Source organism: Streptomyces doebereineriae, assembly GCF_031845645.1.
In the GTDB taxonomy this organism is placed as follows: domain Bacteria; phylum Actinomycetota; class Actinomycetes; order Streptomycetales; family Streptomycetaceae; genus Streptomyces; species Streptomyces canus.
On sequence record NZ_JAVREZ010000004.1, the window covers coordinates 49,354 to 65,069 of the forward strand.

At 67.5% G+C, this 15,716-nt stretch carries 13 protein-coding genes; 4 read left to right on the forward strand and 9 right to left on the reverse strand.

Features of this window, described 5'->3' with window-relative positions:
- Nucleotides 1–220: 220 nt before the first annotated feature.
- From RNB18_RS13185 to eccB, 9 genes are all read right to left on the reverse strand, one after another.
- On the reverse strand, nucleotides 221–1,492 hold the full coding sequence (locus tag RNB18_RS13185; RefSeq protein ID WP_311714308.1) for a S8 family serine peptidase: 1,272 nt from the start codon (nucleotides 1,490–1,492) through the stop codon (nucleotides 221–223).
- A complete protein-coding gene (locus tag RNB18_RS13190) occupies nucleotides 1,489–2,346 on the reverse strand; it encodes a hypothetical protein (protein ID WP_311714309.1) in 858 nt (285 codons plus the stop codon). The genes RNB18_RS13185 and RNB18_RS13190 overlap by 4 nt, the downstream gene beginning before the upstream one ends.
- A gap of 123 nt (nucleotides 2,347–2,469) precedes the next feature.
- Entirely contained in the window at nucleotides 2,470–3,786 is a 1,317-nt protein-coding gene (locus RNB18_RS13195) for a S8 family serine peptidase (protein WP_311714310.1), read from the reverse strand.
- An 88-nt stretch (nucleotides 3,787–3,874) separates the two neighbouring features.
- A complete protein-coding gene (locus RNB18_RS13200; protein ID WP_311714311.1) occupies nucleotides 3,875–5,296 on the reverse strand; it encodes a WXG100 family type VII secretion target in 1,422 nt (473 codons plus the stop codon).
- 38 nt (nucleotides 5,297–5,334) lie between these two features.
- Nucleotides 5,335–5,649 (reverse strand): hypothetical protein, encoded by a 315-nt coding sequence (locus tag RNB18_RS13205; protein WP_311714312.1) that lies wholly within the window; start codon nucleotides 5,647–5,649, stop codon nucleotides 5,335–5,337.
- Nucleotides 5,650–5,654: 5 nt separating this feature from the next.
- Entirely contained in the window at nucleotides 5,655–6,836 is a 1,182-nt protein-coding gene (gene mycP / locus RNB18_RS13210; RefSeq protein ID WP_311714313.1) for a type VII secretion-associated serine protease mycosin, read from the reverse strand.
- A gap of 250 nt (nucleotides 6,837–7,086) precedes the next feature.
- Nucleotides 7,087–7,380, reverse strand: a complete 294-nt coding sequence (locus RNB18_RS13215) for a WXG100 family type VII secretion target (RefSeq protein WP_266527783.1) — start codon at nucleotides 7,378–7,380, stop codon at nucleotides 7,087–7,089.
- 67 nt (nucleotides 7,381–7,447) lie between these two features.
- A complete protein-coding gene (locus RNB18_RS13220; RefSeq protein ID WP_007385064.1) occupies nucleotides 7,448–7,768 on the reverse strand; it encodes a WXG100 family type VII secretion target in 321 nt (106 codons plus the stop codon).
- A 303-nt stretch (nucleotides 7,769–8,071) separates the two neighbouring features.
- Complete coding sequence (eccB, locus tag RNB18_RS13225) at nucleotides 8,072–9,634, reverse strand: type VII secretion protein EccB (RefSeq protein ID WP_311714314.1); 1,563 nt, start codon at nucleotides 9,632–9,634, stop codon at nucleotides 8,072–8,074.
- 195 nt (nucleotides 9,635–9,829) lie between these two features.
- Between eccB and eccE the strand changes: the two genes are divergently transcribed.
- From eccE to RNB18_RS13245, 4 genes are all read left to right on the forward strand, one after another.
- Nucleotides 9,830–11,155 carry a type VII secretion protein EccE gene (gene eccE / locus RNB18_RS13230; RefSeq protein WP_311714315.1) on the forward strand — a complete coding sequence of 442 codons (1,326 nt, stop codon included), beginning with the start codon at nucleotides 9,830–9,832 and terminating at the stop codon, nucleotides 11,153–11,155.
- Nucleotides 11,155–11,982: a hypothetical protein gene (locus RNB18_RS13235; protein ID WP_311714316.1), complete on the forward strand. Its 828-nt coding sequence runs from the start codon at nucleotides 11,155–11,157 to the stop codon at nucleotides 11,980–11,982. The genes eccE and RNB18_RS13235 overlap by 1 nt, the downstream gene beginning before the upstream one ends.
- A 137-nt stretch (nucleotides 11,983–12,119) precedes the next feature.
- Nucleotides 12,120–12,446: a DUF397 domain-containing protein gene (locus RNB18_RS13240; protein ID WP_311714317.1), complete on the forward strand. Its 327-nt coding sequence runs from the start codon at nucleotides 12,120–12,122 to the stop codon at nucleotides 12,444–12,446.
- Nucleotides 12,447–12,752: 306 nt separating this feature from the next.
- Complete coding sequence (locus RNB18_RS13245; RefSeq protein WP_311714318.1) at nucleotides 12,753–15,689, forward strand: SCO5717 family growth-regulating ATPase; 2,937 nt, start codon at nucleotides 12,753–12,755, stop codon at nucleotides 15,687–15,689.
- Nucleotides 15,690–15,716: the final 27 nt, after the last annotated feature.

A 15,716-nucleotide genomic window follows, 5' to 3' on the forward strand; every position in this document is an offset into this window, starting at 1 on the left:
GAGGTGAGCGACGCCGGCGAGGGCCTACCTGAAGTCCAGAGCCCCAGCGAGGGCGAGACCGGCGGACGCGGGCTGCTGCTTGTGAAGGCCTTGACCTACCGCTGGGGTGTGCAAGTACGCGAGGACGGCGTTGGGAAGACGGTCTGGGCCGAGCTGAATGCACGGAGACGATCGTGCCCTCCGGCCCGGTGAAGGTGCGTCACTCGGGCCTGAGCCGCGATTACTGGTAAGGCGGCCACTGACCAGAAGGCGGGGTGGGCTGCTGGTACGGATTCTGCTGTGGCAGGGCAGGCTGCTGGCCGTATTGCGGATACGCGACAGAACCGCCAGGCCCACCGCCCCCGGGCCCCTGACGTTGCAGTCGACGACCGCTCTTGAAGAGCCAGAAGCCGCCGAGCATGAAGAGGAGAGTGGTGAGGGACCCGACGGCCGCAAGCCCAACCTTGAAGAAGTCCACACCCTGGGAGTACGTCTTGGGCGTGCCGTCGTCTCCGGGGCCGAAGTGCAAACCGGTCCCGGTGTCGCCGATCGCTACCTTCTTCTCTGGAGTGAGCTTGGCCGCAGCCTGTAGTGCCGCTTTAGCGTTGATCACTCCATAGCCGGTCTCCGCGCTGTACCCACGGGAGGCATGTGAAGCAGTCTCTTCGAGGACCTTCTCCACCTGACGCGGCGCGAGATCCGGATACTTCGAGACGATCAGCGCACTTACGCCCGCAGCCAGTGCACAGGCTGTAGATGTTCCCTCGCCGGACGTACGACCGCTGGATCGGTAGTCCGCTTCGTAGATGGCAACGCCCGGAGCGGCGATGTCAACGTATGAGTGCACGGACGAGAACGATGCGCGCGATCCGTCCGGGGTTGAGGCCGCCACAGTGATGACGCCCGGGTAGGCCGACGGGTAAGAAATAGCATTGTCGCCCCCCTCTGACTTGTCCCCTAGGTTGCCTACTGCGCCAAGAAGTACGACGCCCTTAGACAGGGCGTAATCAATAGCCTTCAGGGCCTTCTCGTCGTAACTATTCAAGAGGGTCCTGGAACCGATCGACATCGAGATAACATCGGCTCCGTGATCCGTTGCGTAGATGATCGCCTGCGAGAGCGCATCAGGGTTGCTCATTTTGCCCCCCTGATAGTTGGGGTCGTCCTCATCCCGGATTACGCGCAGCCCCAGAATCTTCGCCTTGGGGGCAATATCAAGGACGCTGGATGCCATCGCAGTGCCGTGCTCGCCGTACCATGACTCAGACTTGTCATTCGCCTGGAGAAAGTCCGGTCCCTCCGTCGCACGGCCCTTCAGCACGGGGTGGCCAGTACGGATGCCAGTGTCAACGACCGCAACCGTGACGCCTTCGCCCTGGCTGATGGTGTGGGCAGCCGGGACGGACATGGCCGGCAGCTCCCAGCCCCGTGCAGGGGCAGCTGAGGCGGTTGACACGCTGGCCGCTGTCAGGACTCCTGCCAGCAGCGCGCTCTTCATAATTCGCTTGATCACTTGCCCAACACCGTCCGCCGCAGATCATCGGCATAGATCGCCGCGAGAACTTTCGCTGTGTTTCTGTAGGGGGCTCTCTCTTCAAAGCCAATGAAGGCCCATGGTTCAGGTAGTTGACCGACTGGACGGGCGGAGTCCGTGGGCCCCGTGGTGATGGTTACGGTATACGGCGAATCAGGCAGGTAGACCTGCGTCGCAGCACCACCGATACCCATCTTCTCGGACCAGGCGGCCGCCTGCGTACCAGGAACGGCAAACGGCCGAACCGTAGGCGCTCGGTCGGAGCCCACCGCGTCGCTCTGAATCCTCTCGATCCGGGATTCGATTGCCTCGGCGGCGGCTGGCGTATTGGCCACTACTAGGCCAATGGTCGCGACCATCTCGCCGCCCACGTCCGTGTAAGTCGCTCGCAGCACGAATTTGCACCCGTCGGCCACGTTTCCCGAAAAATCAGCGGAGAACGCCTCCTTGCATGAAGCACCTTCGGCGATCCCTTGACGTGCCCAAACCTTTGAATCGTCACCAACAGTCCTGCTGGTAAAACGGGCAGGAAAAATGTCGTCACTCCGAAGGTTATGCCATGCCTTGGGGATGAACGCATCGTTCGAATTTTGCTCTTTGGAGTCTTGAATGGTCCTGTAGACGGTCAGGGCCGAACCGAGAAGCGGAAAAACACCGAATACCATCAGCAGGATGCCGAAGGTTTTACGGGCACGTCCCTTTGGCTTCGCCGGCGGTGTCGACTGGTAGGACGGATAAGGAACTTCCGGTGAAGTAGGCGAGGCTCCTTGAGGAAAGCCACCATATGCCGATGAGCCGGGGGGCGTATATCCCGGATGTTGGCTGGAGTGCACTTGAGTTTCCCTTTTTAGCGACTTAAGCAAACGGCCCAGGCGTGCCCTCATTATTTCGCATTTCCACGCGAACGTGAGGTTCGGCTATGTCACGCGCGGCTGGTGCCAATCTATTTCAGGCAGCTACTGCTGAGGCGGCCATTGTCCCTGAGGCGGGGTGGACTGCTGCTGGTACGGGTTTTGTTGCGGTGTTACATGCTGCTGGTACGGATTCTGCTGCGGGGAGGCCGAGGGCTGGCCGTAGTGAGTCGGACCGGTCGAGCCCCCAGGTCCGTTGTTCTTGTTGCGCCGGGACAGCTTCACAACCAGGAGCACAATAAGACCAATTACAACCACGGCAGCGACGCCAAGGATGACGAGGAACAGCACTTGGTTCTGGTCTCCCTTTTCGTCTTCAGCAGCACTGCCAGTGGCAGAGTTGCCAGCGCTCGGAGCAGATGACGAGCTACTGTCGCCTGAGACGTTGAGCGGCCCATATTTGGATCCCGCAGGAATATTTTTCGTCAAGGCATTAAGCGGATTAACGATTCCATAACCGTACTTCTCGTCCGGCAGGGAAATACCCTTCACCGATGCGGGGATGACGGCGGTCTTCACCAGCCGGTTGGCAATCTGCCCCGCCGTGAGGTCAGGGAACTTTGCTCGAATCAACGCTGCGGCAGCAGACACGTAGGCAGTAGCGTCTGAAGTTCCGTCTCCGATACCGAGCTTACTATTGCCTGGCCACCCTGCGTGCACAATGCGAGTAGCTGGCGCAGTCAGAAGAACCTCAGGCCCGTAGTTAGATTTCTCCCAAACTTTTCCACTACTGTCCACGCCACCGACAGTTAGCACACCAGGATATTTCGCGGGAAACTGAATATTGGTGCTACCGTTGTTGCCCGAACCTGAGACGATCAAGACATTATGCGCAAGTGCATATGTCACAGCTTCTCGGTCCTGCGGGAGATCCTGCGTCTGAAATTCGGAAATGTTGATGATTGAGGCACCGTGATCCACGGCGTAGCGGATCGCATCCGCATAGCCATTGGTACCCGACCGAATAGGGAGAATCTTAGCGTCTGGCGCCAACCCCTTGACGCCATCATCTCCGTCTAGACCATGACCATGGCCAGCAATAATCGAAGCCATTCCCGTGCCGTGACCTGAGCCCGAATTGGCTCCTTCAGGACTTGCATCATCGTCATCGTCCTCGAAGTCTCGCCCCTTGAGCACGTTGCCCTTCAGGTCGATATGGTCGGAATTGACACCATTATCGATGAGACCAACAGTGACACCGCTGCCGGTGGAGACCTTCCAAACCGATTCGGCTTGCAATGCGTCCAGCGCCCACTGGTCATCTCTGGTCTGGTCGGCAAAGGAAGCCGGAGCCGCTGCCAGGACCAGAGCGCCAGTCAATGCTGTAACACTCAGCGCATGTGCCGTTCGCTTGAAGGCCATTCCGTGTTCCATCTCCCGTTACCGAACGTGGGCGTGGTCTTCTGACCACGCCCACGCATCCTGTCACTTGCCACTGGACCTCAGACGACTACTCGATGACTCGAGGGGCCGCGTTGGTCTGCGGGGTCCAGGTCTCCTCGTCCTCGACCAGGTAGTCGGGACGCTCGCCCTCGTGCTGTTCGTCTTCCTTGCGGCGGCCAGTGCGCGAACCGGGGGCGCCTGCGACGCCCCCCTTGCGAACGGCGCTGGCTCCTCCCTTGCCTGCGGCACCGCGGCTGCTGTGTAGGCCCGAACCGCCGGCAGTGCCCCTGCCCGCGCCTGTACCGGACTTGGGCGTGCCACCCACTACGCCACCACGAGCCGTGCCTCCTACACGTCCGGCCACACCCTTGGCAGCGCCTGCGCCGCCCACGCCGCCGGCACCGGCACCGGCACGACCTGCCATGCCCGCAGCTCCGGCACGACCGACCATGCCGCCGCGAGCGGCACCAGCTCCAGCCGCACCTCCAACCGCACCACCGACGAAGCCAGCACCACCGACACCACCACCGCTGCCACCGACACCGCTGACAGATCCACCACCGGCCATGCCTGCCCCGCCGACCGTCGGCGCACCAGTCCGTCCACCGGTGATGCCATCAATCGCTGTGCCGACATTCGGGGTCTGCGGCGTCGCCTTATGCGCGCCACCTGTGATGCCCGAAGGCGGAGCCACAGGCTTGGAGGAGCCGATCGTGCTGGTCTGGCCACCACTGCGAGCAGCGCCCCCCGATACCTTTTGCGGGCTTCGCGTTGCGGTCCCTGTGGGCATAATCACGGGAGCAGGGGCAACGCCGCCGCTGGGATCGCCAGGGTAGTCCTGGGTATCGTCAATACTGCCCCTCCACTTCCCCATCTCCAGGGCCCGGCTGTTGTAGGCCGCCCCCAAAATCTCCATCTGCTCAGCCATCTTGAGCTGAGCCTCTCGTCCCGCCGACAGGCTGCCCTCTTTATTGGCGAGGACATCTCCCGAACTGGCCCCACTCTTAAGGGCGTTGTCGGCAGCAGGACCGCCGTCCCGGTCGCCAAGATCGCCGAGGTAGTCCGCCGCGCTGGAGAGCTTGCCCGGCTTCTCCATCGCCATAACCGTGTCCTTGACACGCGAGAGGATCGCAGCCGCGCCACGGAGGGACGCCGCGACGTTGTCCGCGTACCCGGCACTGTCGGTGAGCGTTTTACTGATCTCCTTGGCCCGCTCCCCGAAAAGATCTGCGCTCTGACCTTCCCAATGCCCCAGGACGTGCTGGACAGCGGTATCAAGAGCTTCCTTGATGCCGCCGCTGCCGACGAGGTCATTGCTGAGATCTGCCCAGCCCTGTGCGACCGACTGGACCGTTCCCGCGTCTGCGCCCTGGACCATCGCCTTCATCTGGTCCATGTCGCACTCAAGCCCAAATTTCGTGGTGGGCTTTGCCGCAAAGCACTGGTTTGCCGGCACGTATTGCAGGTCGCCGATGCCCTTGTCGCCCATGGCTACTGCCCCCTCATCTCCATGTAGCAGAACACCTGTCACTTCCCTCGGAACGCGGAGTAGTTCTCCGCCTCAGCGTCGCTGAACGCATCATGCGTCTTCTTCGTCTTCTGCCCGAAGTCGTCCAGTAGGTCTTCGAGGTATTGGACGACACCCTCAAGGACCGTCTTCATCTGGGCATGAGCCGTGTACAGCGTCTCTGCCTCCCCGAAGCCAGTCCCAAGAGCCCCCTGCGGCAGATACGTCTTGTTCTGAACACCCGCCTTGGACGCGGACATGTTCTTGAGGACAGCGTTCAGCTTGGTGATCGTCCCCTCGATCTCACTCAGATCGACCTTGTACTGCTCAGCCATAATGCTCAGCTCCCCGTTGACTCCACGTTGTTACCCACACCCTGCTTACGTCGCCAGTCGCTCAGAACCCGCCCGCCCCCGAACAGAAGCAGCACCAACGCGAACCCGGCCGCCAGGACGTACAGCGCGTAGCGTTCCGTCCGTTGCTGTTCGGACTCGCCGAGGACCAGTGTCGCGGCCTGGACGTTGGCGGAGTCGCCCGCGGGGCCGACCGAGTCCGGCTTCGGGCCGTCGGCCGAGGGCGCCGTCGTGTCGTCGTTGACCGCGGCGGCCGGGTCGATGACGCCCCAGCCCACGAAGTCGTCGCGGCCCGCCTTGGTCCGGTCCGCCGTCTGCTCGATCTGGGTGATGACCTGCTTGTAGCTCCAGTCGGGGTGCTTGGCGCGGATCAGCGCCGCGACACCCGAGACGTACGGGGCCGCGAAACTCGTGCCCTGGTCGACGCAGTTGCCGCCCACCGGGACGGTCGAGACCATGTCGATGCCCGGTGCCGCGACGCCCACGAACGGGCCCGACTGGGAGAAGGGGGCACGGGCGTTGTTGCGGTCGGAAGCCGCGACCGCCAGCACGCCCGGGTACGCCGCCGGGTACGTCTCCTTGATCTTGCCGTCCGCACCGTCGTTACCGGCCGCCGCGACGATCAGGGCGTCATGCTGCTCCTGGGCGTACTTGATGACCCCCTGGAAAGCCGCGTCGACCGTCGGGTCCATCTTCGAAGCCGTGTCCTGCGAGATGTTGATGACCTTGGCGCCGGCGTCGGCCGCGTACTTGATCGCCCGGATCATCGTGTCGACATTGCCGCTGCCCTGGTCGTCGTTCTGGCGGATCGGGATGATCGTCGCTTCCGGGGCGAGGCCGATGAATCCGGTGCCGTCGAGCTTCCGGGCCGCGATGATGCCCGCCACCTTGGTGCCGTGGCCCACCTTGTCGGTCTTGCCGTTGCCGCCCGGGTGCAGGAAGTCCTTGCCGTTGGCGACGGCGCCGCCCTTGAGCTGCGCGTTGACGGTGTCGACACCGGTGTCGATGACGGCGACCTTGACGTTCTTGCCCTTGGTGCTCTGCCACAGCTGGTCCAGCACGACACGCTGCAGCGACCAGGGCGTTCCCTTGATGATGTCGGACGGGAACGAGCAGCTGGTGTCGTCGACCTGGAAGCGCACGTCGTCGTCGGCCAAGGTGGTCCGCACGCGCTCCGCGGCGGCAATCGGTGTGGCCCCCGCCAAGGGCAGCCCACAGGCCAGTACCGCGACGGCGGCGGTGCCTGCGGCGCTTCGACGCGCGGTGCGCGATGCCCCGGATCCCACAGTCTTACGTCCTCCCGTTTTGTTCCTGTACGGGGCGCATGAACCAGCTATGAGCGGAAAAGTCCATACGCCCCGTGAACCGCCGATGGGGGCGAGTGCGCGACAGCGCACCCGCCCCCATCAAGCGATCACGTCAGCCGCCCCAGATCTGGGCGTTCTTCGACTCGGTCGCCTGGTAGTTCTGGGCGGCGCTGTCGAGGGCCTTGGCGATGGCCTCCAGCGTCTGCTGCATGGAGGCGGCGCGCTGGTCCCACTCGGCCTGCTTGGCGCGGTAGGACTCCTGCGCCGAGCCTTCCCAGCTGGCGGAGATGCGCTTGACGCCGCTCTCCAGCTCGTCAAGCTGCGTACGGACCTTGCCCGCAGTGCTGCGGACGTCCTGCGCGGCCTGGGAGATCGTGGCGAAATTTACAAGAATCTGCCCGGACATCTCTTCTGTGTCTCCTCAGATGTGTGGATGGTCGGTCACGGACGTACGCCGCGGCGCACGGGTCCGATCATCCGAAGGGGGACGAGGCCGCGATGTTCTGGATGGACGCGCGCTGCTCCTCTTCCGAAGCCGCGTAGGCCTTGGTGCTCTGGTCGATCGCTTCCTTGATGTCGTTCAAGATCTGGTTGATCTTGTTGGCATCCTGGTTCACCTGCGACTGCAGGTTGTTGTACGCGGTGGCCGCCGAGCCCTTCCAGCCGCCCGTGATCGTGTCGATCACGGTCTGCAGGCGGGAGATTTCGCCCTGGATCGAGGAGTTGACCGAGGAGATCTTGCCGCTGAACGCGACCATCTCCTCCTCGGTCATGGTGAACTGCTGTCCAGCCATGTTGTGTCCCCCATGAGACGTAGGAGTTCTGAGTAGACCCACACACGGCACACCGCCGCCGAAGGGCGGCAGGCGTAGCCAGTCTGGTCTGGCACCACTCTAGACGCATCCGCCGTCAGAACGAACATCCGAAGGGTTCTGTAGCAAGATCGCGATGAACTCAACTCACCTTTTTCACAAGTTGTTTGCTATGCGCGCGCGACGCGCGCGGCCAACAAAGGCGACGGAGGAAGACACCACGAGGGCCCTCCCCCAGCCCCAACAGCCTGGCGGAGAGCCCTCGTTCATGCGCGGACGCCTGGCCTACGACCCCTGTGCCTGCTCCGCGTTCCCGCTGCTGAGCTCCGGCCCCGCCGCCAGCAGATCGGCCCACGCGGCCGGCACCGCGACCGGCTTGATCTTGCCGTAACCGAGCCTGACCTGGGCGGTGTTGGTCTCCTGGGTGTCGGCCTTCTCGCCGCCGGTGACCGCGCTGTCGTTGCGTGCGGGGACCGAGTAGCGCAGGCCGGTGTCGGTGACGAGGAAGGTGCTGCCGCCACCGGCGTCGGCACCCGTGAGGCGCTTGAACAGGAGGCCGCTGCCGGGCGAGACGTAGGTCCGGGAACCGCTCTGGGAGAGGTCCTTGGGGTAGTCCGAGCCGGTCCACACCGTCATCAGCTCCGAGCCCGTCCTCTGGTTCTTCTCACCGCCGTGCCAGACACTGCACGAGATCTTGTTGCCGCCCCGTTCCCAGTGCGTGTTGGCCTGGACCACCGGCTCGTCGGGCCACCTCATCTCGTCCATCCACTCGCCGGTATCCGGGTGGATGTCGTTGAAGCCGACCTCCACCGGCGCGGGGGTCTTGCCCGCGTACACGGAGTTGATGAAAGGACTGCGCATCCACATCTGCGCCGCGAAGTCGGAGACCGGCTGGACCTTGTCCTTCAGCACGACGTACTTCTGCTGCACGGCTCCGGAACCGGCCTCGAGGATCATGCCCACCTTGGAGAGGTTGGGAGCGAGCCCCTCGACATTCGCGTCCGTCCCCGCCTCCGCCCCCATGCTGGGGAACTCGAGGGTTCCCACGATGTTCAGCGTCTTGAGGAAGTCCGGGCTGACGCTCTGCGGCTTGCCGACTCCGAACACGGCCCGCTCGATGTCCTGCAGCGTGTTCTTGCTGTCGAGCCGCCAGTCCTTGCCGCCGATCAGGTAGGCGCTCCCGTCCTCGGTGACCATGTACCGCGGACCGTTGCCGCTGAGCGAGGTGGGGTCCTTCGGGCCCTCGATGTACAGGACCTTGCCCTGCTTCAGCTCGCCCTTCGTGTGCAGCAGCTTGTTGTAGTCGCTCTTGTCCAGCACGTACGTGGCACTGACGGGCTGCCCGTCCTGCCCCGGCGACTGGCACAACGCCCAGGTCTTGACCGTCTCCGCGTCCTGCGCGGACGGCAGCCGGTCCGGCGCGAACGGAATTCCCACAGTCGCGCCCATCGGGTACTTGCTGTTGTCGAGCACCGACTCCTTGATCTTCATGACCTGGGGGTTCTCGCCGTTCAGCAGCAGCTTGGCGGACGCCAGGTTGAGGACCGGGTGCAGGCTGAGCTTGTTCTCGCCCTTGGTCTTCACCAGGACATAGCGCGTCGTCGACTCGCTGCCGACGAGGATGTTCTTGCCTTGTTGGTTCCAGCCCTTCGGAGCGGTCGGGCTGAGCATGCCCCAGGCGCCGAATCCGATGAGCACCAGCACCGCCACACCGAGACTCGGCAGGACGGTCTTGAGGGGACGCGGTGCCGCCTCTTCCGAACCGTGCGGTGACGGCTGAAGAAACGCCGCCACCGTGCGCCTGCGCGCGAAGGAGTAAGCGTTCAGCTCATCCCGACGTGTCGCCATCGATGGGTCAACTCCCCGTTTTTTCGCTTTGTTGCCGAATGCGGAACTCCCCAGGGCCGCCCGGTAGTCCGTGGCGTTTGCTCCTGCAGGGGCCTCTACTATGCCGTGTGACGATCGCACCGTACGGTACGGGGTACGGTGATCCGCCGCCAGCTCAAGTCGCGGCCAGACAATGCAAAGGGGTTGTACCGGGGGATGAGCACTGCGACCAGGTCCCGGCGCCGTAACGGCAGCCGTCGTACCCAGGAGAACCAGGGGCCGGGGCCGGAACCGGCACAGCCGTCCACGCGCCCGAGTCCGGCCTCGCCGTCGCTCGCCAGGCGCCCCGGCAGCATCGGCCCCATCCGCGTCCAGCACCTGGTCGGCTTCGAACTGGCCGCCGCGGTCCTGCTGATCGGCTGGCTGCTGCGCCCCATCGGTCTCACCGTCGGCATCGTGCTGGCCGTACCGCTGGTCCTGGCCGGACTGCTGCGCCGGCGCGGGCGTCCGCTGCCCGAGTGGTTCAGCACCGCCCGTGCGCTCCGCGACCGCCGCAAGCGCAACGCCGAACCCGTGCCCCCCGGCACCGACCCCGGGTTCGCCCCGGCCGTCGAGTGCGACCCGGCGCTGCGCACCTACAGCTTCCAGGACCGCGAGCAGCGTGAGATCGGCATGCTCGGCGACGGCACCTTCCTCACCGCGCTGGTGCAGGTGCAGGCCGCCGACACCCCCCTTCGTCCCACCTACGGCACCGGGGACATCCCGCTCGATCTGTTGCAGGGCCTGCTGGAGGTGGACGACATCCGCCTCGCCTCGGTCCAGGTCGTCCAGCACACCCAGCCCGCGCCCGCCCCGCATCTGCCTCCGCAGGCCATGGCGGTCCGCTCCTACGGGCCGCTGCAGGCCCAGAGCATGACACCGGGGCTGCGCATCACCTGGGTCGCGCTCAAGTTCGACCCGGAGCTGTGCCCCGAGGCCGTGGAAGCCCGCGGTGGCGGTATGCAGGGGGCCCGGCGGGCGCTGCTGCGCGTCGCCGACCAACTGGCCAGCCGTCTCATGGGAGTCGGCATGCAGGCCAAGGTGCTGAGCGAGTCGGACATCTGCGGCGCCATCGCGACCTCCAGCTGTGTCAATCCGATGGCCACGACCGGCGGTGCCGCGCTGGACGGGAGCCGCTCGGGCCGCCGTACGGCCGAGAGCACCCGTGCCTGGCGCTGCGACGACCGGCTGCACACCACGTACTGGATCTCCCGGTGGCCGCAGTTCGGCGGCGGCGGTCCGGCGTTCCCCCGGCTGGTCGGCGCGCTGACCTCGGCGCCCACGCTGGCCAGCACCTTCTCGCTCACCATCAGCAGGCGCCGGGGCAAGGTCCTCGCCCTGTCCGGGCATGTGCGCCTGACCGGCCGCGGTGAGAACGAACTGGGCGAGGCGGCCGAGCACCTGGAGCGGGCCGCGTCCGCTTTCAAGGTCGGTCTCGTGCGGCTCGACCGTGAGCAGCTGCCCGGAGTTCTGGCCACCCTGCCGCTGGGAGGTACCCGCTGATGTCCGCTCCCACCGTCCGTCCTTCCGGCCGCTCCGGCTTCGGATCGTCGACCCCGGGCTTCCCCGGACAGCGTCCCGGGCATCTGCCCCGCTCTCCCGAGCCCGCCCGGATCGGTCCCGAGCGGCGTCTGCGCGAGGCCTTCGGTCTGCTCGGCCCCCGGCGTGAGCGTCACCTCGTCGACGCCGACGTCCTGGCGCAGCTGACGCTGCCCGTCGGCGACGACGGTCTGATCCTCGGCATCGACCCCGACAACCAGCCCGCGGTGCTGGGACTGTGCCGCCCCACCCGCCTGGACATGGTGCTGGTCGGCGGTACCTGGCTGGCCCAGGTCATCGCCCTGCGGGCGGCGGCGATCGGCGCGCGCGTGGCCGTGGAGACGGCGCGTCCGCAGCTGTGGGCGCCCATGGCGCAGGCGGCCGGCGGCGGCCAGCAGTGCGTGACGGTGCACCAGGTGGGGCGGATCGCCCCGCAGGGCCCGTCCCCGGCCAGCCCGGTGCTCATCATCCGCGACCTGGGCATCCGCCCGCCGCGCAGCCGTCTCACCACGGCGCCCTGGCAGTCGGTGCTGACCCTGCTCCCCTATCTCGGCCCGACCGCCCCGCGGCTGCTGGCCAACGCGGACATCGTCGGCGTACAGCGGATCTCGCCGCAGGAGTCCGAAGTGGTCGGCAAGTCCATGCGGTTGCCCCAGGGTGATGCCGCGTCCCTGCCGTCCCTCTCCGACAACGTCGCCCTGTGGTGCACACAGAAGCACCGGCAGTACGTGATGACCCAGCCCACCGACGCGGAGACCGGTCTCCTCGGGGCGCCCCGCCGGATGGACTGACGGGCGGGCTCGTGACACGGCCAAGGCGTCGGCCCCTCACGCGAGTTCGTAACCGAACCGTTGCGCCGTGTGAGAGGGCCCAGGCCAAGTAGGGTGCTCGTGCACGAGGTTCGCTCATGAGAAAGGGCCCGCCGACCATGACTGACGCGGACGACATCGCCGCAAAGACACCGGACGAGGACGTCAAGGCGCGAAAGGCGCGGGAACGGGACGAGCTGTACGGCCTGGACATCTCCGGCGTCGAGTGGCACAGCGCGCCCGGCACCGAGGAGCACGAGGAGCGCGTCGAGATCGCCTACCTCCCCGAGGGCGCGGTGGCCATGCGGTCCTCCCTGGACCCGGACACCGTGCTGCGGTACACGGAGGCGGAGTGGCGGGCCTTCGTACTCGGCGCACGCGACGGCGAGTTCGACCTGGAGGCCGCACAGCACCACGGCGGGCTCACCGCGGAGCAGGCGGAGTAGGCACCACGGCCCGGCCCCGGCCGGGACAGAGCCAAACCGCCCCGGGCTTCAAGACACGAACAATCGCCACAAGGCCGACATCAGGGCAGGCACCGGCCCGTTGGGCGCGAGCGCACAGCGGACGGGCCTGCCCCGCCGACGCCCGTGGCGTTTACGCTTGATGCGGGTGCGACGTAAGAACCCACGGCTGGGTTGTTCGCGTCCAGGGGACTTCAGACGGATCGGACACCAGGAACGGTCGCCCCCAGCCCGGCACGTGAGTGCCCACACGGCACGAGGGTGCTCGACCCCATACCAGGAGGAATTGTGCAGAGCGATCGGGACGGGCTGCGCGCGGGCTGGACCACGCCCAGCGACGACCAGTCCGACGCGGAGTCCGCCACCGAGATGACGGGCGAGTTCACCATCGACTACGCCGCGCCTGCCTGGTACACGCAGAGCGCGGCGCCCGAGGCCGAGGCGGAACCTCCCGCGCCCGCCGCTGCCCCCACCGCGCCTGCACCGCACCCCGGTTACCCCGATACGTCCGGTTCCGCACCGTCGGCTCCCGTTCCCGGCCCGCAGTTCGCCCCCTCCGCGGGCCCGGCCGGCGCGACGCCACCGCCGCCGCCGTGGGCAGGGAACCCCGGTGCGGCCCCCCAGCCCCCGCAGAGCGGCTACGGCTACCCTCAGCCGCCCACTCCCCCGAACCCCCAGGGTGGTTACGGCTACCCTCAGCCGCCCGCGCCCCCGAACCCGCAGACCGGCTACGGCTACCCTCAGCCCCCCGCGCCCCCGAACCCCCAGAGCGGCTACGGCTATCCACAATCGCCCGCTCCTACAGCACCGCCCGCACCCCCCGCGGCCCCGGTGGCTGCCGCGCCGCCCGTCGCCCCTGTAGCGCCAGCACCTCCCGTCGCCCCTGTAGCCCCCGCGCCTCCTGCGCCCCCCGTGGCTCCCGCACCTCCTGCCGCCCCCGGCTCCCCGACCGCGGATGGCGGCGCGGCTTCCGCCGGAGGTGAAGCGGAAGGCCGTATCGACGCGCCCTCCGCCTCCGCCACCGCGACGAGCGCTCCGCAGCCCCCCGTCGCCCCGTCGCCGGAGGCACCCACCGCGCCCACCGCCCCCGCGCCACCGGCCCCCGCCGAAGCCCCGCAGGGCTCCGCGGAGGCGGACGCCGAGGCGCCGGCTGCCCCCTCCCCGAGCGAGGCCGGAGCCACATCCGCCTCCGACGACGAGACCGGAACCGACGAGGGCACGGCAGCGCCCCAGGCCCCCACCGCCGAAGCCACGGCACCGGAGGCGCCGGAAGCGCCTGAGGCACCGGAAGCCAACACGCCCCCGGCCTCCGCCCCGGGCGCTGACGTCGAGCCGCAGGCAGCCGCGCCCGACGCCCCGGCCACGCAGACCGCCGCACCGGACCGGCCCCAGGCACCGCAGGCCGCCGCCGTACCGGAGCAGCCCGACGCCCAGCAGGAAGGCTGGCGTCCCCCGCCGGCCCCCCAGGGCGCCGTCCCGCCGCTCCCGCCCCAGTACGCGTCGGCGGCCCCCGGTACGGCACCGCAGTCGGCCCCGGAGTGGACGACGGGCGGACAGCCCGGCGCCCCGCTCCCGCCCGCGCAGCCGACGGCCGCGCCCCAGGCACCGCAGCCGGCGCCCGGGGGCTGGCCGGCCACCCCGCCGCAGCCCGAGGGCCAGCCGGCACAGGGTGGTTACGGCTACCCCCAGCCCCCTGCGCCCCAGCCCGGCCAGGGCGGCTACGGCTACCCCCAGCAGCCCGCTCCCCCGAACCCCCAGGGCGGTTACGGCTTCCCGCAGCCCCCCGCTCCCCAGCCCGACCAGAGCGGCTACGGCTACCCCCAGCAGCAGGCCCCCGCGCAGCCCGGCCAGCCGGGTCAGCCGGGTCAGCCCGTGCAGCCGCCTCCGGCACAGCCGCAGGCCCAGCCGGGGCAGCCGCAGTTCCCGGGACAGCAGCCGCCGCAGGTACCTCAGCCCGGCCCCTACGGGGGCGCTCCGGGCCAGCCCGGCGTGGACCCCCGTACCGGTGGAGCCTGGCCCGCGGCCGTCCAGCACGACCAGCGGCAGCAGGTCGCCGGTGCGGGCGCGCCGCTCGGCTACAACGCCGCGGTCGAGCTGACCTCGGACCGACTGGTCAACAGCAAGAAGCAGAAGGCCAAGAGCAGCCGCCCCACTCCCGGTGGCTCGAAGTTCAAGCTCGGCGGCAAGAAGGAGGAGCAGGAGAGGCAGCGCAAGCTCGACCTCATCCGCACCCCGGTGCTGTCCTGCTACCGGATCGCGGTGATCAGCCTCAAGGGCGGAGTGGGCAAGACGACCACGACCACCGCCCTCGGCTCCACCCTCGCCACCGAACGGCAGGACAAGATCCTCGCCATCGACGCCAACCCGGACGCCGGCACCCTCGGCCGCCGGGTGCGGCGCGAGACCGGCGCCACCATCCGTGACCTGGTCCAGGCGATCCCGTACCTCAACTCGTACATGGACATCCGCCGGTTCACGTCCCAGGCGGCCTCGGGCCTCGAGATCATCGCCAACGACGTCGACCCTGCCGTGTCCACGACGTTCAACGACGAGGACTACCGGCGCGCGATCGACGTGCTGGGCCGCCAGTACCCGATCATCCTCACGGACTCGGGCACGGGTCTGCTCTACAGCGCCATGCGCGGGGTCCTCGACCTCGCCGACCAGCTGATCATCATCTCGACCCCGTCGGTGGACGGTGCGAGCAGTGCCAGTACGACGCTGGACTGGCTGTCGGCGCACGGGTACGCGTCCCTGGTCTCGCGGTCCATCACCGTGATCTCGGGTGTGCGCGAGACCGGCAAGATGATCAAGGTGGAGGACATCGTCACCCACTTCGAGCAGCGCTGCCGGGGCGTGATCGTCGTACCGTTCGACGAGCACCTGGCGGCCGGTGCCGAGGTCGACCTCGACATGATGCGGCCGAAGGTCCGGGAGTCGTACTTCGAGCTCGCCGCGATGGTGGCCGAGGACTTCGTGCGGGCCCAGCAGGAGCAGGGCCTGTGGACGGGGCAGGGCGGCCACCAGCCGCCGACCATGGCTCCCCCGATGCCGGGTCACCAGCAGGCCCCGGCCGCGCAGCCGCAGCAGCCCCAGCCGCCGTTCCAGGGCTTCCCCGGCGCACAGCCCGGCCAGCCCTGGCAGACCGGTCAGCCGGGTCAGCCGCAGCCCGGGTTCCCGCAGCCGCCGTACGACCCGAACGCGGGACAGCCTCCGCAGCAGTAGACGAAAGCAGTGGACGAAAGAGGGCCG